Origin of the sequence: uncultured Roseobacter sp. (genome assembly GCF_947496515.1) — a bacterium.
GTDB lineage: Bacteria > Pseudomonadota > Alphaproteobacteria > Rhodobacterales > Rhodobacteraceae > Roseobacter.
Genome location: NZ_CANMDB010000003.1, coordinates 66,147 through 85,490, shown reverse-complemented (window position 1 = coordinate 85,490; position 19,344 = coordinate 66,147). Strand labels below are relative to the sequence as shown.

20 protein-coding genes are annotated in these 19,344 nt (G+C 62.6%); 12 read left to right on the top strand and 8 right to left on the bottom strand.

Annotation, left to right across the window (positions count from 1 at the left end):
• Nucleotides 1-15: 15 nt before the first annotated feature.
• Nucleotides 16-1,563: a PAS-domain containing protein gene (locus Q1A53_RS07540; protein ID WP_299964663.1), complete on the bottom strand. Its 1,548-nt coding sequence runs from the start codon at nucleotides 1,561-1,563 to the stop codon at nucleotides 16-18.
• A gap of 182 nt (nucleotides 1,564-1,745) precedes the next feature.
• Complete coding sequence (gene regB, locus Q1A53_RS07535) at nucleotides 1,746-3,140, bottom strand: sensor histidine kinase RegB (protein WP_299964660.1); 1,395 nt, start codon at nucleotides 3,138-3,140, stop codon at nucleotides 1,746-1,748.
• Between the two features lie 96 nt (nucleotides 3,141-3,236).
• Here regB and Q1A53_RS07530 point away from each other — a divergent pair, with 96 nt between their 5' ends.
• Nucleotides 3,237-3,854 (top strand): SCO family protein, encoded by a 618-nt coding sequence (locus Q1A53_RS07530; RefSeq protein WP_299964658.1) that lies wholly within the window; start codon nucleotides 3,237-3,239, stop codon nucleotides 3,852-3,854.
• Between the two features lie 93 nt (nucleotides 3,855-3,947).
• The gene (locus tag Q1A53_RS07525; protein WP_299964656.1) at nucleotides 3,948-4,493 is read left to right on the top strand and encodes an ActR/PrrA/RegA family redox response regulator transcription factor; all 546 of its coding nucleotides are present in this window, start codon (nucleotides 3,948-3,950) and stop codon (nucleotides 4,491-4,493) included.
• 292 nt (nucleotides 4,494-4,785) lie between these two features.
• Here the strand turns inward: Q1A53_RS07525 and Q1A53_RS07520 are convergent, their stop codons facing one another.
• Both Q1A53_RS07520 and Q1A53_RS07515 read right to left on the bottom strand, forming a co-directional pair.
• The gene (locus Q1A53_RS07520) at nucleotides 4,786-5,271 is read right to left on the bottom strand and encodes a GNAT family N-acetyltransferase (protein ID WP_299964654.1); all 486 of its coding nucleotides are present in this window, start codon (nucleotides 5,269-5,271) and stop codon (nucleotides 4,786-4,788) included.
• Complete coding sequence (locus Q1A53_RS07515; RefSeq protein ID WP_299964652.1) at nucleotides 5,268-5,867, bottom strand: HD family hydrolase; 600 nt, start codon at nucleotides 5,865-5,867, stop codon at nucleotides 5,268-5,270. Before Q1A53_RS07515 ends, Q1A53_RS07520 begins: the two co-directional genes overlap by 4 nt.
• Nucleotides 5,868-6,031: 164 nt before the next feature.
• Here Q1A53_RS07515 and ahcY point away from each other — a divergent pair, with 164 nt between their 5' ends.
• The 3 genes from ahcY to Q1A53_RS07500 all read left to right on the top strand — a co-directional run bounded on the left by ahcY (nucleotide 6,032) and on the right by Q1A53_RS07500 (nucleotide 8,796).
• The gene (gene ahcY, locus Q1A53_RS07510) at nucleotides 6,032-7,420 is read left to right on the top strand and encodes an adenosylhomocysteinase (protein WP_299964650.1); all 1,389 of its coding nucleotides are present in this window, start codon (nucleotides 6,032-6,034) and stop codon (nucleotides 7,418-7,420) included.
• A 167-nt stretch (nucleotides 7,421-7,587) separates the two neighbouring features.
• Nucleotides 7,588-8,247, top strand: a complete 660-nt coding sequence (locus Q1A53_RS07505) for a PRC-barrel domain-containing protein (protein WP_299964648.1) — start codon at nucleotides 7,588-7,590, stop codon at nucleotides 8,245-8,247.
• A gap of 207 nt (nucleotides 8,248-8,454) precedes the next feature.
• Entirely contained in the window at nucleotides 8,455-8,796 is a 342-nt protein-coding gene (locus Q1A53_RS07500) for a DUF2853 family protein (protein WP_299964646.1), read from the top strand.
• Between the two features lie 249 nt (nucleotides 8,797-9,045).
• Here the strand turns inward: Q1A53_RS07500 and Q1A53_RS07495 are convergent, their stop codons facing one another.
• The 4 genes from Q1A53_RS07495 to tsaD all read right to left on the bottom strand — a co-directional run bounded on the left by Q1A53_RS07495 (nucleotide 9,046) and on the right by tsaD (nucleotide 11,325).
• Nucleotides 9,046-9,441 (bottom strand): DUF1761 domain-containing protein, encoded by a 396-nt coding sequence (locus Q1A53_RS07495; protein ID WP_299964643.1) that lies wholly within the window; start codon nucleotides 9,439-9,441, stop codon nucleotides 9,046-9,048.
• Between the two features lie 31 nt (nucleotides 9,442-9,472).
• A complete protein-coding gene (locus Q1A53_RS07490) occupies nucleotides 9,473-9,889 on the bottom strand; it encodes an EVE domain-containing protein (protein ID WP_299964640.1) in 417 nt (138 codons plus the stop codon).
• Entirely contained in the window at nucleotides 9,889-10,161 is a 273-nt protein-coding gene (locus Q1A53_RS07485; RefSeq protein ID WP_299964637.1) for a YciI family protein, read from the bottom strand. Before Q1A53_RS07485 ends, Q1A53_RS07490 begins: the two co-directional genes overlap by 1 nt.
• A 66-nt stretch (nucleotides 10,162-10,227) precedes the next feature.
• Nucleotides 10,228-11,325: a tRNA (adenosine(37)-N6)-threonylcarbamoyltransferase complex transferase subunit TsaD gene (tsaD, locus tag Q1A53_RS07480; RefSeq protein WP_299965262.1), complete on the bottom strand. Its 1,098-nt coding sequence runs from the start codon at nucleotides 11,323-11,325 to the stop codon at nucleotides 10,228-10,230.
• A gap of 73 nt (nucleotides 11,326-11,398) precedes the next feature.
• Here tsaD and Q1A53_RS07475 point away from each other — a divergent pair, with 73 nt between their 5' ends.
• The 7 genes from Q1A53_RS07475 to Q1A53_RS07445 all read left to right on the top strand — a co-directional run bounded on the left by Q1A53_RS07475 (nucleotide 11,399) and on the right by Q1A53_RS07445 (nucleotide 19,291).
• The gene (locus Q1A53_RS07475; protein WP_299964634.1) at nucleotides 11,399-12,109 is read left to right on the top strand and encodes a uroporphyrinogen-III synthase; all 711 of its coding nucleotides are present in this window, start codon (nucleotides 11,399-11,401) and stop codon (nucleotides 12,107-12,109) included.
• Between the two features lie 110 nt (nucleotides 12,110-12,219).
• Nucleotides 12,220-13,644, top strand: coding sequence for a mitofilin family membrane protein (locus Q1A53_RS07470; protein ID WP_299964632.1), 1,425 nt, complete (start codon nucleotides 12,220-12,222; stop codon nucleotides 13,642-13,644).
• A gap of 13 nt (nucleotides 13,645-13,657) precedes the next feature.
• A complete protein-coding gene (locus Q1A53_RS07465) occupies nucleotides 13,658-15,148 on the top strand; it encodes a heme biosynthesis HemY N-terminal domain-containing protein (RefSeq protein ID WP_299964629.1) in 1,491 nt (496 codons plus the stop codon).
• Nucleotides 15,149-15,317: 169 nt separating this feature from the next.
• Complete coding sequence (locus Q1A53_RS07460; protein WP_299964626.1) at nucleotides 15,318-17,558, top strand: heavy metal translocating P-type ATPase; 2,241 nt, start codon at nucleotides 15,318-15,320, stop codon at nucleotides 17,556-17,558.
• Nucleotides 17,555-17,959, top strand: coding sequence for a Cu(I)-responsive transcriptional regulator (gene cueR / locus Q1A53_RS07455; protein ID WP_299964624.1), 405 nt, complete (start codon nucleotides 17,555-17,557; stop codon nucleotides 17,957-17,959). Before Q1A53_RS07460 ends, cueR begins: the two co-directional genes overlap by 4 nt.
• A gap of 30 nt (nucleotides 17,960-17,989) precedes the next feature.
• Entirely contained in the window at nucleotides 17,990-18,418 is a 429-nt protein-coding gene (locus Q1A53_RS07450) for a thioesterase family protein (protein ID WP_299964621.1), read from the top strand.
• A gap of 69 nt (nucleotides 18,419-18,487) precedes the next feature.
• Nucleotides 18,488-19,291 (top strand): enoyl-CoA hydratase, encoded by an 804-nt coding sequence (locus tag Q1A53_RS07445; protein ID WP_299964618.1) that lies wholly within the window; start codon nucleotides 18,488-18,490, stop codon nucleotides 19,289-19,291.
• Nucleotides 19,292-19,344 lie beyond the last annotated feature (53 nt).

Below are 19,344 nucleotides of genomic sequence, written 5' to 3'. Positions count from 1 at the left end.
GCAAGGGCTAAGCGCTCAGCTTGGGCGGATCAGTCTGGTGCTGGGGCGGGCGACCGGCTGCACGCCTAGGTGCACAAAGCGGATGACGGTCGCGCCCGATGCAATCCGCGAGACGGTGCAGGCAAGGCCCGTGCCGTCGCTGAGGGTCGCGGGCATCTCCCATGCGGTCCGGTCGCCGTAGGCGTGGACAAAATCGGTCAGCGCTGTCCAGCGCGCCCCGGGGCGGCAGAGCTGTTTCCATGCCTTTACGGAATCGCCAATGGTTACATCGGCAAAGGAATTGTCCGGGTCCAGACCCCACAACGTGCGGTAGGCCGCATTGCAGAATGTCAGAACACCCGAGGATGAAAACACCACAAGCGCATCATCAAAGGTATCCATCAGCGATTGACCCATCTCCAGCTCAGCCCGGAAGTTGCGGGTGAGGGATATTTCGGCGCTGATATCCTCGATCAGAAAGGCGATGGCCCCATCGGGGTGCGGTCGTCCGCGGACACGGTAGGTTTGCCCCGTCTCCAGCGTCCATGTCTCCTGATAGCGGCCATCGGTTGCCGCGGCGATCACCTCGGAGATCTCCTGCCGCCAGGAGTGGTAGTTCTTGGGCTCCGGCATCCGGCGGTTTTCCCGCATCCTGTCGAAGAAGGACAACAGCGTTGGCCTGCCGCTGAGAAAATCCGCAGGCAGATCGGTGAGGTCGATAAGTGCGGGATTAAAGAGCGCTAGCTGGCCGTTGCGGTCAAAAATGGCGAGTCCGATGGAGAGTTGCGCGAAGGTCTTGGCAAGGGTTTGCACAAAGTTGCGCTGCGCCACTTCGGATTTGACCACGGCATTCACATCTACCGCGTGGAAAATGGTGATGTCGCCCACGGTGACGGCGTTGACGTCGTACCAGTCCGTCCGTGTGCCGTTCGCTGCCTCCGCCGAGACGCGCTGCCGTCCGGTTTTCTCCGTCAGTTCCTGCGATACTTCGAAAACCGGTTTGCCAGGCAGCGGCGCGCTGTTGTGCAGCCGGTTGTAAAGATCCTCATAGGCCGCGTTGTGCCAGGTGACCTTGCCTGACATATCCACCTGCCAGACCGCGTGGGGCGTGGTGTCGCTGGCCCGGCGCAGATCGGCCAACTCGCGGTGCAGCACCCGCAGTTTACGTGACTGTGCCGCATTGATGGTGCGGTCATCGTCCATGTAAACTTGGGTAAAGGGGCCGTTCTGCCGAAAGGTGAGTGTTGCTGTGTCTTCGAGGTGTCGTGCCTGGAGCGTCACCGGGTTCTGCTCGCCGTTAAAAGGACGCTCGGGCAGGCTGGGAAACCGCTTTAGCATACAGGCGCGCCACGTCTGCCAGTCGTCGTGATCCGGCACCAGCCCGTAAAGCTGCGCTGCGGTGTCCGACAGATGATGCAGATCTTCGTGATCGAAGAGAAAAGAGATCCCGTCTTCCCGCCCCAGCCCGGCACCCAGCGATTGGGTCGCGCGATCCTTGCGCTGCGCATGGACGATCCAGACCACCGCGGCGATCGTGCTAAGCGCGGCCGCGCCGACCGTTGCTGCTATGTCCCAAAGAGGCATCGCTCAAGAATCCCGATTTTCGAAAGACCATGCCAGTATCGCGCAGTTGTGGTTAATGCCCCGTTAATTTCAAACCATCGAACCGGTACAAAATCCGGACGCCAGCCGCCTTTAGAACTACGGTACTTTCGGTGTTTTAAAGCAGGTTGTCGGTGAAAATACCGCCGGGACGCGCCCGCAGATCACGCAGAGATCGGTCGGTTTGCCCCCATGGATGACGGCATCGCATCAGCGCGGGATATGTCGACGCGGTCGCGGGTCCAGATCACTTCGACAATGGCGCCCAAGTCGTCCATCTCGGGATCATGCTCCGCTGCGGGGTCGCGACCATTGGCAAAATGCAGCTCCGCGCCCGACCGCTCCAGCAATGTCTTGGCGATGAAGAGCCCCAACCCCATGCCTTCGTATCCGGGTCTGAGCCGTCTGCGGGTAGGGCTGGCACGTCGTCCAACGAAAGGATCCCCGATGCGTCCCAGAATATCCGCGGGAAATCCGCGTCCGTCGTCCATGATCCGCAATACGATCTGCTGCTCGTTCCACTCCGCCTCGATCCAGACGTCCTGCTGGGCGAAATCCACTGCATTCTGAATGAGGTTGCGCAGCCCGTGAATGATCTCCGGTTTGCGGTGGATGGCGGGTTGGTGTTTGGGATCCTGAAGGGGCTCCAGATGCACCTGCTTACCCCGGTCCAGATGCGGCTCCGCCGCTTCCTCCACCAGCGCCATCAGAGGGGCCTGACGCATGTGCAAATCGTCCTTGCCCGCGCGACCCATGTCCTTGAGGATGTCGCGGCAGCGGTCGGCCTGCTGGTGAATAAGCGCTGCATCCTCGCGCAGATCGGGATGGTCGGCGAGTTCCTGATAAAGCTCGCCACTGGCGAGTTTGATGGTCGCCAGCGGTGTGCCCAATTCATGCGCGGCGGCGGCGACGACCCCACCCAGATCGGTGAGCTTTTGTTCGCGCGCCAGTGCCATCTGGGTCGCGGCCAGCGCGTCCGACATGGAGTGGATCTCCGACGTGACCCGCACCGAATAGGCGCTGATAAAGACGATCGCGATGATCAGCCCGATCCAGTTGCCAAAGACAAAGAGCTGCGGGATCTCCAGCACCAGCCCCGCATCTGCACGCAGCGGCAGGTGGAAATGCGACAGGATGGACACCAGCAGGATCGCCGTGGTGCCCAGAAAGATCGTGGACCTGAGTGTCAAAACGGCGGCCGAGATGGTCACCGGCCCGAGCATCAGGATAGCAAAGGGATTGTGCAGCCCACCCGTGAGGAACAGCAGGAAACTCAACTGCAGCAGGTCGAAGAGGACCATGAGCATGTTTTCCACTTCGCTCAGACGCTTGTTTTCGGGAAAGACAACACCGGTCACGAGATTGGCGATGATCGAGGCGCCGATGACCAGGTAGCAAAGTCCAAGCTCGAGCTGCAGCCCGTACCAGTGCTGGCCCACGGTAATCGCGGTCAGCTGTCCCCCGATCGCGAACCAGCGGAGCACGATCATCGTGCGAAGGCGGATCCAGTTCGCGCGGGTATCACCGCTCATGGGTCGGACTGTGGGGCTGTCGGGCATGCCGATCACCTTTTCTTGGGTTGCGCAGATGTCGCAGGACGTGCATCCGCACCGGTGTTATCTTGAGAGTAGTTCTTTTCGCAGGAGACGACACCCATGCGTTATATTGCCCCACTTGCCGCCGTGGCCGTCACCGGCCTGCTGGGCGGTATCTGGTTTGCGACACAAGGCTCGCAGAGCGACGATCAGTTCGCGTCCTGCCGTGCCAGTCAGGTCGCGGGCGGCGCCGAAACGCTTGGCGGTCCTTTCGAGCTGATCAATGCAGAAGGCCAGCAGGTCACCGATGCCGACGTGATTACCGAGCCGTCGGTGATCTATTTCGGCTATACATTCTGCCCCGATGTCTGCCCCATTGATGCGGCCCGAAACGCGCTTGCCGTCGATCTGCTGGAGGAACGGGGCGTGTCTGCGACCCCTGTTTTCATTACCATCGACCCCAAACGTGACACACCGGAAGTGGTGGGGGATTTCGCGGCCAACCTGCATGAACGGATGATCGGGCTGACCGGGTCGCCCGAGCAGGTCGAGGCAGCGAGCCAGGCCTACCGGACCTATTACAAGGCGCACGAGAGCGACGACGACTTCTATCTGGTGGATCATTCGACCTTTAGCTATCTGGTCCTGCCAGAGCACGGTTTTGTGGATTTTTTCCGCCGCGAGACAACCGCACAGGAGATGGCCGACACGGTCGCCTGCTTTGCGGAGAACGCCTGAGCGCGGGGCGGGCGTTTGACGGCGGGGGGGTCGCGCCACATATACCAAAAGCATCGTGATATGCGAGCGAGGTAAGAGGCCCCGATGCAAGATATGGCGCAGCTGGATCCAGGCGAAGATGCAAGCCTGCTGTTGGTGGATGATGACGAACCGTTTCTGCGGCGATTGGCCAAGGCCATGGAAAAACGTGGTTTTGCCGTCGAGACCGCCGGATCGGTCGCTGCGGGATGTGCCATTGCAACAAACCGCCCGCCTGCTTACGCGGTAGTCGATCTTCGGTTGGAAGATGGCAACGGTCTGGATGTGGTGGAGGTGCTCCGCGAGAAACGGCCTGACGTGCGGGTCGTCGTGCTCACAGGATATGGTGCCATCGCGACGGCCGTAGCTGCGGTGAAGATCGGGGCCACTGACTATCTGTCCAAGCCTGCGGACGCGGCCGACATCGTCAACGCACTGCTGGCGCGGGGAGATGACATGCCGCCACCACCCGAAAATCCGATGAGCGCGGACCGGGTTCGGTGGGAACACATCCAGCGCGTCTTCGAGCTCTGCGACCGAAACGTGAGTGAGACCGCCCGGCGGCTGAACATGCACCGGCGGACACTTCAGCGCATTCTGGCCAAACGCTCACCCCGGTAAGGGGGAAGCGCCCTCCCCTCCATCGAGGAGGGTCGGGCGCTGCCCGGCCAGGGCCGGGGGAGACATCTACGGGCGATGCTGTATTGGAGCTTCGACGTGCTCAGACATGCGCCGGTGTGAAACATCGCACCTATCTGAATTTCGCAAAGCTGCATGAAACCTGAGGTTTCACAACGTTGAGTGATGCGTGATGTATCAGGCATTTGGTCAGACGTCATACTGCGCTTGAAGCCATGGGTTGTCCGGCAAGAAATCATGACCTGTCGCGCTCCAATCCCGACAGGCCGTGACCCTAGAGGTCGTAGCGTTTGCTGATCTTGCTCACGATCTGGCCGTTGTCCAAAGGCACCGCTTCGTCGATGTGCCAATCCCGGAATCCACGGCTCTGATAATAGGTCAGCCCGCCGTCATTGTCGGCCCGGATGGTGGCGTTGATCCAGACGTATCCCAGATCCCGGGCCGCTTTGGAGGTCGCTTTGAAGAGCGCAGAGCCAATGCCCAGCCCTGTCTGTCCCACCTGCACAAAGGTGGCAATATCGGCAGCCTCCGGTGGCAGATCCGCATGTGGGGCGAGCCACTGAAACCCGACCACATGCTCACCCGTGTCCACGGCAACCTGCCACGATGTCCTATCCGGCTGCTGATCCATGCGGTCCTGCATATCCTGGGCTGTTACCTGTCGGGTCAGTGCGGTTGTGCCGCCCCGCGCGATGATCTCGTTCAGCAATCGCGCCATCGAGCCGCAGTCGAGCGCCATCGCTTTGCGCACTCTGATCATGTCATGTCCTCCAGCAAGGCTGCGTGACGTCGTGTGAACGCCGTGCGCGTTTCCACCGGCGGGCGCAGCAGGATCGTCAGGTCCGCAATGATTGCATGGTCAGGCGTGCCAAAAAACCGGCTTGCTTCGGTGTCGGCAAAGCCCGCGATCTGGGTTGCTTCCATCCAGGCGCTGATCCTGTCGGCCTTCTTGATCTGTCGTTTGACCTGGACGGGCAGCGTGGCAGGCAAGCCAAAACGGATATGGATTGCTGCGGTCAGCTTGTCGTCCAGCGCCTCATAGCCCGGCCCTACCGCAGCCTTCACCGGTGAGATCATGTCGCCGATCACATACTCGGGCGCGTCATGCAGCAGCGCGGCGAGCCGCCATTTGGCAGGGGCGCGCGGGGCAATGCGGGTAAAGAGCGTCTCCACCAGCAGCGAATGCTCTGCCACGGAATAGGCGTGATCGCCCCGCGTCTGGCCGTTCCAGCGCGCGACAAAGGCCAGACCGTGGGCGATATCCTCGATCTCCACATCCACAGGTGTCGGGTCCAGCAGATCCAGTCTGCGCCCTGATAGCATCCTCTGCCATGCCCGCGCCGGCGATTTGGCCATGCACAGCCTCCCTTTCTCCGCTCCACTGCGTAGCGCTCTGCCGCCCGCTGCGCAAACCCATTCCGGCTGGCAAGAAAGGATTGACCACGCGCGCACTCGTCCATTGTCCCTAAAGGTTACCGGTGCTATCTGCGGCACAACTCTGGATGGAGACCTGTAGAGACATGGCAAAAGACTATATCGTTAAAGACGTCGCGCTGGCTGACTACGGCCGCAAGGAACTGGATATCGCCGAGACGGAAATGCCAGGCCTGATGGCGCTGCGCGAGGAATACGGCGAAAGCAAACCGCTGGCAGGTGCGCGCATTGTCGGCTCCCTGCACATGACGATCCAGACCGCCGTTTTGATCGAAACACTGGTGGCGCTTGGCGCGGATGTCCGCTGGGCCTCCTGCAACATCTTTTCCACTCAGGACCATGCCGCTGCCGCCATCGCCGCGGGCGGTACCCCGGTTTTTGCGATCAAGGGCCAGTCGCTGGAGGAGCATTGGGACTATCTCGACAAATCCTTCATGTTCGAGGACGGGCCCAACATGATCCTCGACGATGGCGGCGATGCGACACTCTACATCCTGCTGGGCGCGCGGGCCGAAGCAGGCGAGGAGATCATTCCCGTCCCGACATCCGAAGAAGAGACGGTGATCAAGGCGCAGATCGCCAAGCGCATGGCGGAAAGCCCCGGCTGGTTCACCAAAGTGCGCGACCAGATCAAAGGTGTCTCCGAAGAGACGACGACCGGCGTCCACCGCCTCTATGAGCTGGTCAAGCAGGGGCAGCTGCCCTTCCCCGCGATCAATGTGAACGACAGCGTCACGAAGTCGAAGTTCGACAACAAATACGGCTGCAAGGAATCGCTGGTCGATGGCATCCGCCGCGCCACTGACACGATGATGGCGGGCAAAGTGGCTGTCGTCATGGGCTACGGTGATGTGGGCAAAGGCTCAGCTGCGTCGCTGCAGGGGGCGGGTGCGCGTGTGAAGGTGACCGAGGTCGATCCCATCTGCGCGCTGCAGGCTGCCATGGACGGGTTCGAGGTCGTGCTGCTGGAGGACGTCCTCGACAGCGCCGACATCTTCATCACCACCACCGGCAACAAGGACGTGATCCGCATCGAGCACATGCGCGAGATGAAGGACATGGCCATCGTCGGCAATATTGGCCACTTCGATAACGAGATCCAGGTCGCAGCGCTCAAGAACCACAAGTGGACGAGCATCAAGGAACAGGTCGATATGATCGAGATGCCCTCGGGCAATCGCCTGATCCTGCTGTCCGAGGGTCGTTTGCTTAACCTCGGCAACGCCACAGGGCATCCTTCGTTCGTCATGTCCGCGTCCTTCACAAATCAGGTGCTGGCCCAGATTGAGCTTTGGACCAAGGGCGAGGACTATAAAAACGACGTCTACATCCTGCCGAAGCATCTGGACGAGAAAGTCGCGCGTCTGCATCTGGACCGGATCGGCGTGAAACTGACCGAACTGAACGCAGAGCAGGCCGCCTATATCGGGGTAGCGCCGGAGGGTCCGTTCAAGCCTGAACATTACCGATACTAGTGGTGAACCGCCTTTAACCGTCAAAGCGCCGTGTTGGTTCCGCCGGATACGGCGCTTTTGCGTTCGATGTCGAAAAAACCCGAAAATCGTGTTTTTTCCGCGTTCTGGCCGGAACGAATGGGGGCGTGGGGTGGTTGGACGGTCGTAAACTTAATCAGGAGGATACGATGACACATCTGAAAACAACTGTTGCCATTCTTGCACTGACCGCAGGCTCCGCCTTCGCTGGTTCGAACTACGACAAGAACGCGGAAGTCGAAGCCTCGACCGAGATCGAAACAACCGCCGGCGCCGAGTTGAACGATGCTGCCGAAGCCACCGAAGACTTTGCAAATGATGCAGCCGAGGCCACCGAAGATGCTGTGGACACAACCGTGAACGCTGCTTCCGACGCCGCCACCGCGGTCGGTGAAACCGCCGAAGACGCGGCCAATGCGACCGCTGACGCCATCGAAGGCGCTGCAGACTACACAGCAGAGGCTGTCGACACGGACCCTGCGATGGACACGGAGGCAGACGCTTCTGTCATGGTCGCCGGTGATCTGATCGGCAAAAACGTGATCGAAGCCAACGGTGAAGTGATCGGTGAGATCGACTACGTGGTGCGCGACGGTGACGATCTGTCCGCCGTGATCGGCATCGGCGGCTTCCTGGGTCTGGGTGAGTACACCGTGGCCATCCCGCTGAACGAGTTCGACATGGCACCCGAAGCTGATGCTCTTCGTCTGGCCGAGTGGACACAGGAAGAGCTGGAAGCACAGCCTGAATTTGACGAAAGCGACGTCGACAGCGTGCCAGAAGACATGCAGATCGACCAACTTTCCTAAGATAATCTGGGAAGTTACATGAACTGAGGGCCCCATCGTGGGCCCTCTTTTTTGCGTCGGCAGACGGCCTTTCGCACGTCATTCGGCGATGGGTCGCAGACGCCGACATCTCAGCCAAAAAATCCTTTTGCCGTAAGATATAACGTGGTTAGTCTTCGAGCCTAAGGCCGGGTGAGCTGGCCGATATTGCCAGGGTAGGAGATTTTCATGGGCAAACGGGATGATTTGATCGCGAAATACGCGGAAGATTTGAAAAGCAAATGCGGTATGACGCCTGACATGGATCTGCTGACCAAAGTCACGATCGGCTGCGGACCGTCGATCTACGATTCCGATGCTGCCACGGTCGCATCCAGCCAGCCCGGTGAGCTGGAGACCGTCAAAAAGAACTTCCTCGTCAAGAAACTCGGTCTGAGCGACGGTCCTGAACTGGATACGGCCATGGACAAGGTGATCGAGACCTACGGCAAGTCCGAGCGCAACAAATACCGGGCGGTCATCTATTACATGCTGACAAAACACTTCGGCAAGGAAGCGGCCTACAGCTGAGAGAGACCGCTGGATGCGGGCGAGGCACCTCCTTTCTTAAGGAGGTGTTTCTTTTTTGCCTGCCATTCTAGATACTTGTGCGTTGAGTTTTCAAGGGCTCTGCCCTATCTTCGACATATCCGGCCAGCATGGCCAGGACCAGATTCAGACACGTGCGGTGGGTACCGATACACGTGGGGTGAGGAAGGGTTCTGGCGCTGTGTCAGGACCCTTCATCTTTTTTGCCTGGATCTGAGCGGTCTTGCTCCGTCAGAACAGCGTCAGCACCAGCCCGATCACCGCACAGCCAAAGGTGGCATAGCCGCCGTCAATCAGGATCAGGCTGCGGGGACGTCCGCCAAAGCTGTAAAAGGTCGCGATCCACGGGCTGACAAGAAACAATCCGATGCCAAGACCCGAGACGAGCCCCGCACCGACGGTGTCGATCCCGCTCAGCGCAAAGGTGTGGCGCATCATGCCCGCGACCAGAATGCCGCTGATCAGGCTGGTGATGTAAGGAATTGGGTCTTTGCGGTTGGCGGGGGCGCCCGTCTCGTCGCGCGCCACACCAGAGACGGCTACCCATTTCGTGGCCAGAGCCGTGTACCAGACGGCCCCGAACATGAAGCCCGCAAGCCCCGCGACGATCACGCTGATCAATTCCATATCATCCTCCCCATGTTGACCCCTTTTCGGCTCAGGACATCCCGGCCATTTCCCGGATGATCCGCCATTCCTCCGCGGTGACGGGCTGCACCGATAGCCGTGCGCTGCGGACCAGTGCCATCTCGCTCAGACGCGGCTCCGCCTTGACCTGATCCAGCGTCACCGGTGTTTTGACAGCTTTAATCGCTTTAATATCGACGCATTCCCACCGGTCGTCGTCGGTCGTGCTGTCGGCGTGCGCCTCCGCGATTACCTCGACGATGCCGACGATCGCGCGTTCCTTTTGCGAGTGGTAAAAGAAGCCTTGATCGCCTTTCGACATCTCGCGCATGAAGTTGCGGGCCTGATAGTTGCGCACGCCGTCCCATTCCTCGCCCGCGTCGCCCTTGGCCACTTGTTGATCCCAGCTCCAGGTGGAGGGTTCGGATTTGAAGAGCCAATATGCCATCAGCCGATCACCCTGTTCCACGGGATCAGCTCTGCGGTCTCGAAAAGCCCGGCCTTGGCGTAAGGGTCCGCCGCTGCCCATTGCCGCGCGGCGTCCATATCCGGCACGTCCAGAATGACCAGCGATCCGATCATCTGCCCTGCATCGTCCAGAAGCGGCCCGGCCTGCTGTACCGTATCGCCGGATTTGAGATATGCCACATGGGCGGGCCGGTTCTCCTGCCGGACCGGCAGGGCCCCCGGTTTGTCTCGGGCGATCAGGGCAACAAGCATCTCGGGGTCCTTTCGGGGTTTCAGTACCCCCGTATCCAACCGTTTTTCCGGCGCCTTCGCAACTGCTCAGGCCTTGGCGCCTTTCTTGCCGCTACCCAGCATCGCCGGGCTGGCAAGATCAAGCGGCCAACGGGGGCGGGCCGCGAGGCTCAGATCATCGGGGTCGCGCGTGCCCATCTGCTCCAGCGCGGCAAAGGCAATCATCGCGGCATTGTCGGTGCACAGGGCTAGCGGCGGTGCCACGAACCGTGCGCCGAAACTGTCCGAAACCGTCTCTAATCCGGCACGAATGGCCCTATTTGCGGCCACCCCCCCAGCAACGCAAAGCGCTGGCGGCGCGTTCGTCTCGGCCATGAGATGGGTCATGGCGCGCCGCGTCTTTTCGGCCAGGACGTCTACGACCGCGGCCTGGAATCCCGCGCACAGATCCGCACGCAGCGCCTGAGGCAACCCCGCGTGCTCAGCGATGATGGTATCGCGCGTGCGCAGCACGGCCGTTTTGAGACCCGAAAAAGACAGATCAAACCCGGGCCGGTTCAACAGCGGTCGCGGCAGCGCAAACCGCTCTGGATCCCCTGCGCTGGCGGCCTCTTCGACGGATGGCCCGCCGGGTTGCGGCAGCGCCAGAAGCCGCGCGACCTTGTCGAATGCCTCGCCGGGCGCGTCATCAATGGTGCCGCCAATCCGCTCGAATTCAGCGGGTCCGCGGACGATCAGAAATTGGCAATGCCCGCCTGAGACCAGCAGCATCAGATAGGGATATGCGACATCATCAGTGAGCCGCGGCGTCAGCGCGTGGCCCGCCAGATGGTTGATCCCGTAGAGCGGCAGGCCCGTGGCCACCGACAGCCCCTTGGCGCACATCACGCCGGAGACGACGCCACCGATCAGCCCCGGCCCTGCCGTCACTGCCAGCGCATCGAGGTCCCGCAGACCAACGCCCGCGGCGTCCAGCGCTTCCTCGACGCAGTGATCCAGCAGTTCCGCATGGGCGCGCGCCGCGATCTCGGGGACGACGCCACCAAAGGGCGCGTGCAGATCCGCCTGGCCGCGCACCACCGAGGACAGGATGCGTGTGCCCCCCTGCCCGTCGCGCCGCAAGACCGCGGCGGCGGTATCGTCGCAGCTGCTCTCCAGCCCCAAGATGGTGGTCGATCCCGTCACAGCGGACCCCGTTGCAAGCATATCCGCGCGCAGGTAACACCACACAGGGCCGTAAACAATGCCGGGGAGAGTTATGGACACCAAGGCCATTCCGCTCATCATGACACGCCCGGCGCCGGCCAATGCCCGCTTTGTCGCGGCCTTGCCCGACGCGCTGCGCCAGCGCATGGAGGTCATCGAAAGCCCGCTGATGCAGATCACCGCGGTCGGGGAGGGATGCGACCTCGGCCCGGAGGATGGGGCCGTTTTCACCTCTGCCAATGGTGTGAGTTTTGCGCCAGCCGGGGCGGGGCGGTTCGCGTTCTGCGTGGGCCACCGCACAACTGAAATGGCCCTGAATGCGGGATGGCAGGCGCACTTCTGCGGTGAAACGGCCGACGCGCTTGTGACACATCTGATCCAGTCTCCCCCCCGCAGGCCGCTTGTGCATTTCAGCGGTCGGCATACCCGCGGTGCAGTGGCAGAGCGGTTGCAAGACGCCAATATCACCGCCGCGCGTCAGGTGGTCTACGATCAGATCCTGATCCCCCCTACATCCGCTGCGCAGGCCCTGATTGAGAGCGAAAACCCCGTATTAGTGCCGCTTTTCTCGCCCCGCGCTGCAGCGTGGTTTGCACAGCTTTACCCTGCGGGTGGGCCGATCCACGCCATGGCGCTGAGCCCGGCAGTTGCTGCGCCGTTGCGAGATCTGCGGTTGCTGTCGCTCGATACCGCGGCGCGTCCGGATGCCGCCGCAATGATCGATTGCCTTGAAAAGGTGGTTCAGCGCGTCAGCTTGGGTTGAGGGAAAAAGGTCGCCCGAGTAAGGTCTTGAAGGTGCCGCTCGGGGAAGATTCGAAAAAGGTGGATGTCGTGGCCAAAGAAAAACAATCAAAAACCGACGCATCGAAAGAGGTGAAAGACACCATCCCGGAAGGTGAAGAGGTTGAAAAAACATCTTCCAAGCCGTGGGGAGAAGCCAGCGCCGACCCGGCGCTGATGACTGACAAGGATCCGGTTGAAACCTCAGGCGAGGACCCAGATGGCCCGGCAGAGACGCTGAAAACCGATGTAGAAGAGGCTCAGACGGATGCCGCGGACGCGCCCGTCTCCGAAGGTAATGACAATAAAACCCCTGATCAGGACCCTGCGACGCCGGAATTAGACGCGGAAAAATCGATCGAGAAGGTCGAGGACGATACCGCCGATACGCCATCGGACGGCGCCAAAGTCAGTGAGAAAACCGAAACCGACATCGACCATGATGACCTCAAGGAAGACGCGCTTGCCGCTCGTGCCGGAGAGGAGACGACGGATACTGACCGATCGGTCGAGGCTGACGACGGTGCACGGCCCGCTCATCCACCGGCCGTCGTGCCACCTCCGCCACCTCAGAAGGCCAGCTTTTGGCCTGCGGTCTTTGGTGGTGTGGTCGCGGCGATGATTGGCTTCATTGCCGGGCGCGGTGAATTGCTCGACGGGTTCTTTCCCCCCGCTGACCCGCCGCCCCAGGTTGATCTGACGCCGCTGAGCGAGGCGACCGCCGCCCTGACAGAGCGCCTCGCGGTGCTGGAGCAGCGTGAGCCGCCTACCCCGCCCGCAGCGCCTGCATCCGAGCCCACGCCGATCCCCGACGCGCTGCTGGATCTGCCGGACGCGGTGGCAGAGATCGACACCACGCTTGCCGAAATCACGGCCCGTCTGGATGCCGTCGAGGCGCGCCCGACGCCAGAGACACCCGGACTGCCGCAAGACAACAGCGCAGAGATCAGCGCGTTGCAGTCCGCTGTTGATACGCTGCAGACCCGTCTGGCCGAAGCCGATGCTCGCGCCAGTGCCGAGGCGGAGCGGTTGCTGGCCCGCGCGGCGCTGACCCGTGTCCTCACCGCGGTGGAAAGTGGCGAGAGTTTCGGCCCCGCACTCACGGATCTGGAGGAAGTCGCGCCGGTGGAGGTACCCGAAGCGCTGCGCACGGCTGCTGCCGACGGGGTGCCGAGCCTGAATGCCCTGCGGGAGGACTTCCCCGACGCCGCGCGCGCCGCCCTGAATGCCGCCCGGTCGGAGGTGCCCGAGGGCGAGACCGCCGGTCTGGGAGGGTTCCTGCGCCGTCAGCTTGGTGCCCGATCCGTCACCCCGCGCGAGGGAAGTGACCCGGATGCCATCCTCTCCCGTGCTGAGGCGGCAGTACAGCAAGGGGATCTGGACACGGCCCTGACCGAGTTGCAGGCGCTGCCGGATCCTGCACGTGCCGCGATGCAGGGCTGGCTCGACGGGGCAACGGCCCGCAAAGAAGCAAGTGATGCCGCCCGGGCGCTCTCCGACAGCCTGACGGTCAATTAAGAAAGTCGATTTTATGCTCTGGTCCCTTATCAAGATCGTTCTCTTCGTCGCCGTCATCGCGCTGGCAGCACTTGCCGCGGGGTACCTGCTGGAGAGCGAGGGTGGCGTGCAGGTCACCGTTATGGGCAGCGAATACACCTTTGGCCCGCTGCAATCGGTGATCGCGGTGCTGGTCCTGGTGGTCGCGGTCTGGATCGGGCTGAAACTGCTGTCGCTGCTCATCGCGACCTGGCATTTCCTGAACGGTGATGAAACCGCCCTGTCGCGGTATTTCGACCGGAACCGGGAGCGCAAGGGATTTCAGGCGCTGTCTGACGGGATGATGGCGCTGGCCAGTGGCGAGGGCAGCACCGCCATGGCCAAGGCCGCCAAGGCAGAAAAATACCTCAACAAACCGGCACTGACCAACCTGTTGACCGCGCAGGCGGCAGAGCTTGCGGGCGACCGGCGCAAGGCCGAGGAAACCTACAAGAAGCTGGTGACGGACGATGCTACGCGCTTTGTCGGTGTCCGGGGCATTCTCAAGCAAAAGCTGGCGGATGGCGATACGGAGACAGCGTTGAAACTGGCGGAGAAAGCCTTTGCCATCAAACCCAAGCACGAAGAGACGCAGGATGTGTTGCTGCAACTGCAGGCGCGCAGGCACGACTGGTCCGGCGCCCGCGAGACGCTCAGCGCCAAGTTGAAATACGGCAGCCTGCCGCGTGATGTCCACAAGCGGCGGGATGCGGTGCTGGCGCTGTCAGAGGCAAAGGATCTGTTGTCCGACGATGTCTCCATCGAGACGCAGGAAAAGGCGATAGAGGCCAACAAGCTGTCGCCTGATCTGGTGCCTGCGGCCGTGATGGCCGCCCGCAGCTACATCGAAAAGGGCAAGCCGCGTCTAGCCACGCGCATCGTCAAAAAAGCGTGGGAGACCAAACCACATCCCGATCTGGCCGCCGCCTTCGCGGAGATTGAGCCGGACGAGACCCCGGCAGCGCGGTTGAAACGTTTTTCCCTGCTGACGCGGATCAATGCAGACGATCCCGAGACGCGCATGTTGCTGGCAGAGTTGCACATCGCCAACGAAGATTTCCCGGAGGCGCGCCGCGCGCTCGGCGATCTGGTTGAGACGGATCCGACCGCACGGTCGGTCACGCTGATGGCGGCAATCGAACGCGGCGAGGGCGCTCCGGATGCGGTTGTCCGCGGCTGGCTCGCCCGCGCGCTCACCGTATCCCGTGGGCCGCAGTGGATCTGCGACAATTGCCAGCACATTCATGCAGATTGGGCACCGGTCTGCGAGAACTGCGAAAGCTTTGATACGCTCGCCTGGAAAACCCCGCCGTTGGCGGAGGTTGCCATGCCGGGTGGTGTCCAGATGCTACCGCTCATCGTCGGTCAGGTGGAGGATCCGGTCAGCAGCGCGCCCGAAGAGACCACCGCGGATGACGGGATCGAGGACGCGGAACTGCTCGAAAGCGAGACTTCCGAACCCACTGTGGAAGAGAAGCGCGCCTGATCTGAACGGCCCTGCCGCCGCAACACGGCTTTGATGCGAGCTTTTGGACATGCGCGGCCGCAGCAAAGCGCATCGCTGCAGGTCACAAAACGGTGGCCCGGTGCAAAGCTCTTGACCTTCCAGTAACCGGAGCCTTTATCTCCTCGTAGCGCAAGCAGGAGAGAGAGCCGTGGCAGCGCCCGCAACCATTACATTGAGTGTCGAGAAGATGTCCTGCGCGGCTTGCGTGGGCCGGGTGGACCGGGCGCTGGTGGCGGTGCCGGGTGTGAGCCGGGTCGCGGTGAACCTCGCCACCGAAGAGGCGACGATCGACGTTGAACCGGGCGGTCCGTCCGCCGCCGATCTGGCGGAGACTGCCACGCAGGCGGGCTATCCTGCCACGGTGTTGCGCAATCGCGATACCGCTGCTGCCGATGCCCGTCGGGATGCCACGGCACGGGCGCTGCTGCACCGGGTCTGGATTGCCGCCGCACTTGCCCTGCCAGTTGTGGTGCTGGAGATGGGTGGGCATCTCTTTCCGGGGTTTCACCACCTTATTCACCGGACCATCGGGCTGCAGCAAAGCTGGATCCTGCAGGCTGCGTTCACAACGCTGATGCTTGTCGGGCCTGGTCGGGCCTTCTTTACGCTGGGGGGTGCCGCGCTCCGCAAGGGTGCGCCGGATATGAACAGTCTCGTGGCCATCGGGACCGGGGCCGCGTATCTCTTTTCGCTCTGGGTGCTGCTCCTGCCGCAGACCCTGCCGCCCGGCGCCCGCGCGGTCTATTTCGAGCCTGCTGCCGTCATTATCCTTTTTATCCTGCTGGGCCGCTGGCTGGAGGCACGCGCCAAGGGGCGCACCGGTGAGGCCATCCGCGCGCTCCTGGATCTGCAGCCCAAGACAGCCCGGGTGCGCCGCGGCGACAGCACAGGGGACATTCCCGTGGCAAAGATCGTCCGGGGCGATGTGATCCTGCTACGCCCGGGGGAGCGGGTGCCGGTGGACGGCACCGTGACCGATGGCACCAGCCATCTGGACGAGAGCATGATCACCGGTGAAGCGATGCCGGTCGCCAAGACCACGGGCGATCCTGTCACCGGCGGCACCATCAATGGCCCGGGCGCGCTGACGATCACCGCGACCCACGTCGGCGCCGACACGGTACTGGCCGGGATCATCCGCATGGTGCAGGACGCGCAGGGGGCCAAGCTGCCCATTCAGGCGCTGGTGGACCGGGTGACGCTCTGGTTCGTTCCGGCGGTTTTGCTGGTGGCGCTGATCACCGTCGGCGTCTGGCTGGCTGTCGGCAGCTTGCCGCAGGCGCTGGTCGCCGGTGTTGCCGTGCTGATCATCGCCTGCCCCTGTGCCATGGGTTTGGCCACGCCCACGTCGATCATGGTGGCAACGGGTCGCGCAGCGGAGCTTGGCGTGCTCTTTCGGAAGGGCGATGCTCTGCAGGCTCTGTCGCAGGTGGACGTGGTCGCTTTTGACAAAACCGGGACGCTCACCGAAGGGCGCCCGACGCTGACCGACTTCGAGGTGACAGAGGGAATGGTGCGCGACGAGGTATTGGCGCAGGTCGGCGCGGTGGAGGCCCGGGTGGAGCATCCCGTCGCCGGCGCCGTGGTCGCTGCTGCCGCCGGGTGGTTGCTGCCGGAGGCTCAGGGTGTGCGCGCTCTCACCGGTCTGGGGGCTCAAGGCGACGTTGCGGGCCAGCGTGTCCTCATCGGTACTGCCGATCTGATGTCAGCTGAGAGTATCCATCTCGGCCCAATGATCGCGCGCGCGGAAACCCTCGCCAGCACCGGTAAGACGGTCTTCTTTGCCGCCATCGACGGAACACCCGCGGCGCTGATCGCGGTCTCTGACCCGATCAAGGAAAGCGCGGGGGCAACGATCTCTGCCCTGAAGGCGCAGGGCCTGCGCGTTGCGATGATCACCGGTGATCGAGAGGCCACCGCCCGCGCGGTCGCAGAGCGGATCGGGATTGAGGAGGTCATCGCCGACGTGCGCCCCGAAGGGAAAATCGCCGCGTTAGAGACCTATTTGAGCCAAGGCCACAGCCTCGCCTTCGTTGGCGACGGCATTAATGACGGACCAGCGCTTGCCCGCGCGGATGTGGGTATCGCCATCGGCACCGGCACCGATATTGCGATCGGCGCCGCGGATGTGGTGTTGATGTCCGGCGATCCCCGCGGCGTTGCGACGGCCATCCGCCTTTCCCGCGCGACGCTACGCAACATCCGGCAGAACCTTTTCTGGGCCTTTGCCTATAACGCCGCGCTCATTCCGGTCGCGGCGGGCGCGCTCTTTGCGCGCTTCGGGCTGATGCTATCGCCGCAACTGGCCGCCGCCGCAATGGCGCTGTCGAGCCTTTTCGTACTCACCAACGCCATGCGCCTGCGTGGCCTGAAAAGAGAGGCGTCATGAACATCTCAGACGTGGCCGAGCGCACCGGCCTGCCCGTCAAGACCGTCCGCTATTACGAGGAGATCGGTCTGATCACGCCCGCGCGTGCGGCAAACGGCTACCGTCATTTTTCGGATACCGATCTGCATAGCCTCGCCTTCATCGGGCGCGCCCGTTCGCTGGGCTTTGGGGTGGAAGCCTGCCGGAGCCTCTTGCGGCTCTACGACGATCCCGCGCGGGCCAGCGCTGATGTGCGCCGTCTGGCACAGACGCATCTGGAGGAGATCGACCGAAAGATCGCGGAGTTGGAGCAGATGCGCGCCACGCTCTCCCATCTCGTCGCGGCCTGTGCCGGCAATGACCGGCCCGACTGTCCCATTCTGGCCGATCTGGCCGCGATGTCACCATCGGCCCGGGGTTGACGCCGCGCCTCGCTGCGTCACGATGACCGGATGCCCCAGACCTTTACGCACCGCCTCAAGATCCTGTTTCAGCATTGCGATCCCGCCGGCATCGTCTTCTACCCCCGATATTTCGAGATGGTGAACCAGACCGTTGAGGCGTGGTTTGACACCAGTCTTGGTTTCTCCTTTGCCGAGATGCACATGCAGTCAGGCTACGGGGTGCCCACGGCGAGCATCTCTGCGGACTTCACGGCGCCCTCACGGATGGGCGATGTGCTCGATTGGTCTCTGGTGGTGATGCGGCTGGGACGAACCTCAGCTCAGCTCGACGTCACTGCCCGCGACGGGGACGAACGCCGCCTCAGCGCGCGTTTGACGCTGGTCTATCTGCAGATGGCCGAAGGACGCCCGACCCCCTGGCCCGATGATCTGCGCGCGGCCATGTCCCGCTATCTCGTGGCGGAGACGGAGGCCTGAGCGGATCCTCAGAAACTTCTTGCACCGGGCGCGCTGCATGCGCTTCATCGTGTGCAGGAGGACGCACCCATGACCCAAGACACCCCACCCCTGTTGATCGAGACCGCAGATGGTATCGCCACACTGACCCTGAACCGGCCCAAGGCGATGAATGCGCTGTCGGAGGATGTGATGGCGGCCCTTCAGTCAGCGCTCGACGACATTGCTGCGGACCGGCAGATTCGGGCGGTGATCCTGCGGGGCGCGGGCGCGCATTTCTGCGCCGGGCATAACCTCAAGGAAATGACCGCGCGGCGGGCTGATGCGGACGCAGGGCATGGCTATTTCAACCAGCTCTTCGAGACCTGTACCCGTATGATGCTGTCCATCGTGAACCTGCCCCAGCCGGTGATCGCCGAAGTGCAGGGGATCGCCACCGCCGCCGGTTGCCAGCTGGTGGCCAGCTGTGATCTGGCCGTTGCGGCAGACACTGCGCGCTTTGCGACCTCCGGCGTGAACATCGGGCTGTTCTGTTCGACCCCCATGGTCGCGCTCAGCCGGAATGTGCCGCGCAAGCAGGCGATGGAGATGCTGTTGCTGGGCGAGTTCGTTCCGGCGCCGAAGGCTGCCGAGATGGGGCTGATCAACCGTGCCGTACCGGAGGCTGATCTCTCCGCCGTTGCCCGTTCCATGGCCGAGACGATTGTGTCCAAGAGCCCGGTTGCAGTGAAGATCGGCAAGGAGGCGTTTTACAAGCAGGCCGAGATGGGGCTGGCCGAGGCTTATGCCTACACAGGTGCTGCCATGGCCGAGAACATGATGGCGCGCGATACCGAACGCGGCATCGGTGCCTTTATCGCGAAAGAACCGATGCCAGCCTGGGAAGGGGATTGACCAACCGCTCGGCGGGAACCGCCGGGCAGCGCCCGTCCGCCCCCTCCGGGCGG

Bases quoted from the DNA above. Each gene is read 5' to 3' on its own strand.
- Q1A53_RS07525 (WP_299964656.1), top strand. From the start codon at position 3,948: ATGGCGCAGCTGGATCCAGGCGAAGATGCAAGCCTGCTGTTGGTGGAT.
- Q1A53_RS07495 (WP_299964643.1), bottom strand. From the start codon at position 9,441: ATGGAATTGATCAGCGTGATCGTCGCGGGGCTTGCGGGCTTCATGTTC.
- regB (WP_299964660.1), bottom strand. From the start codon at position 3,140: ATGCCCGACAGCCCCACAGTCCGACCCATGAGCGGTGATACCCGCGCG.
- Q1A53_RS07500 (WP_299964646.1), top strand. From the start codon at position 8,455: ATGGGCAAACGGGATGATTTGATCGCGAAATACGCGGAAGATTTGAAA.
- Q1A53_RS07520 (WP_299964654.1), bottom strand. From the start codon at position 5,271: ATGATCAGAGTGCGCAAAGCGATGGCGCTCGACTGCGGCTCGATGGCG.
- Q1A53_RS07530 (WP_299964658.1), top strand. From the start codon at position 3,237: ATGCGTTATATTGCCCCACTTGCCGCCGTGGCCGTCACCGGCCTGCTG.
- Q1A53_RS07515 (WP_299964652.1), bottom strand. From the start codon at position 5,867: ATGGCCAAATCGCCGGCGCGGGCATGGCAGAGGATGCTATCAGGGCGC.
- Q1A53_RS07450 (WP_299964621.1), top strand. From the start codon at position 17,990: ATGCCCCAGACCTTTACGCACCGCCTCAAGATCCTGTTTCAGCATTGC.
- Q1A53_RS07490 (WP_299964640.1), bottom strand. From the start codon at position 9,889: ATGGCATATTGGCTCTTCAAATCCGAACCCTCCACCTGGAGCTGGGAT.
- Q1A53_RS07475 (WP_299964634.1), top strand. From the start codon at position 11,399: ATGGACACCAAGGCCATTCCGCTCATCATGACACGCCCGGCGCCGGCC.
- Q1A53_RS07505 (WP_299964648.1), top strand. From the start codon at position 7,588: ATGACACATCTGAAAACAACTGTTGCCATTCTTGCACTGACCGCAGGC.
- Q1A53_RS07465 (WP_299964629.1), top strand. From the start codon at position 13,658: ATGCTCTGGTCCCTTATCAAGATCGTTCTCTTCGTCGCCGTCATCGCG.
- Q1A53_RS07485 (WP_299964637.1), bottom strand. From the start codon at position 10,161: ATGCTTGTTGCCCTGATCGCCCGAGACAAACCGGGGGCCCTGCCGGTC.
- cueR (WP_299964624.1), top strand. From the start codon at position 17,555: ATGAACATCTCAGACGTGGCCGAGCGCACCGGCCTGCCCGTCAAGACC.
- Q1A53_RS07540 (WP_299964663.1), bottom strand. From the start codon at position 1,563: ATGCCTCTTTGGGACATAGCAGCAACGGTCGGCGCGGCCGCGCTTAGC.
- Q1A53_RS07445 (WP_299964618.1), top strand. From the start codon at position 18,488: ATGACCCAAGACACCCCACCCCTGTTGATCGAGACCGCAGATGGTATC.
- ahcY (WP_299964650.1), top strand. From the start codon at position 6,032: ATGGCAAAAGACTATATCGTTAAAGACGTCGCGCTGGCTGACTACGGC.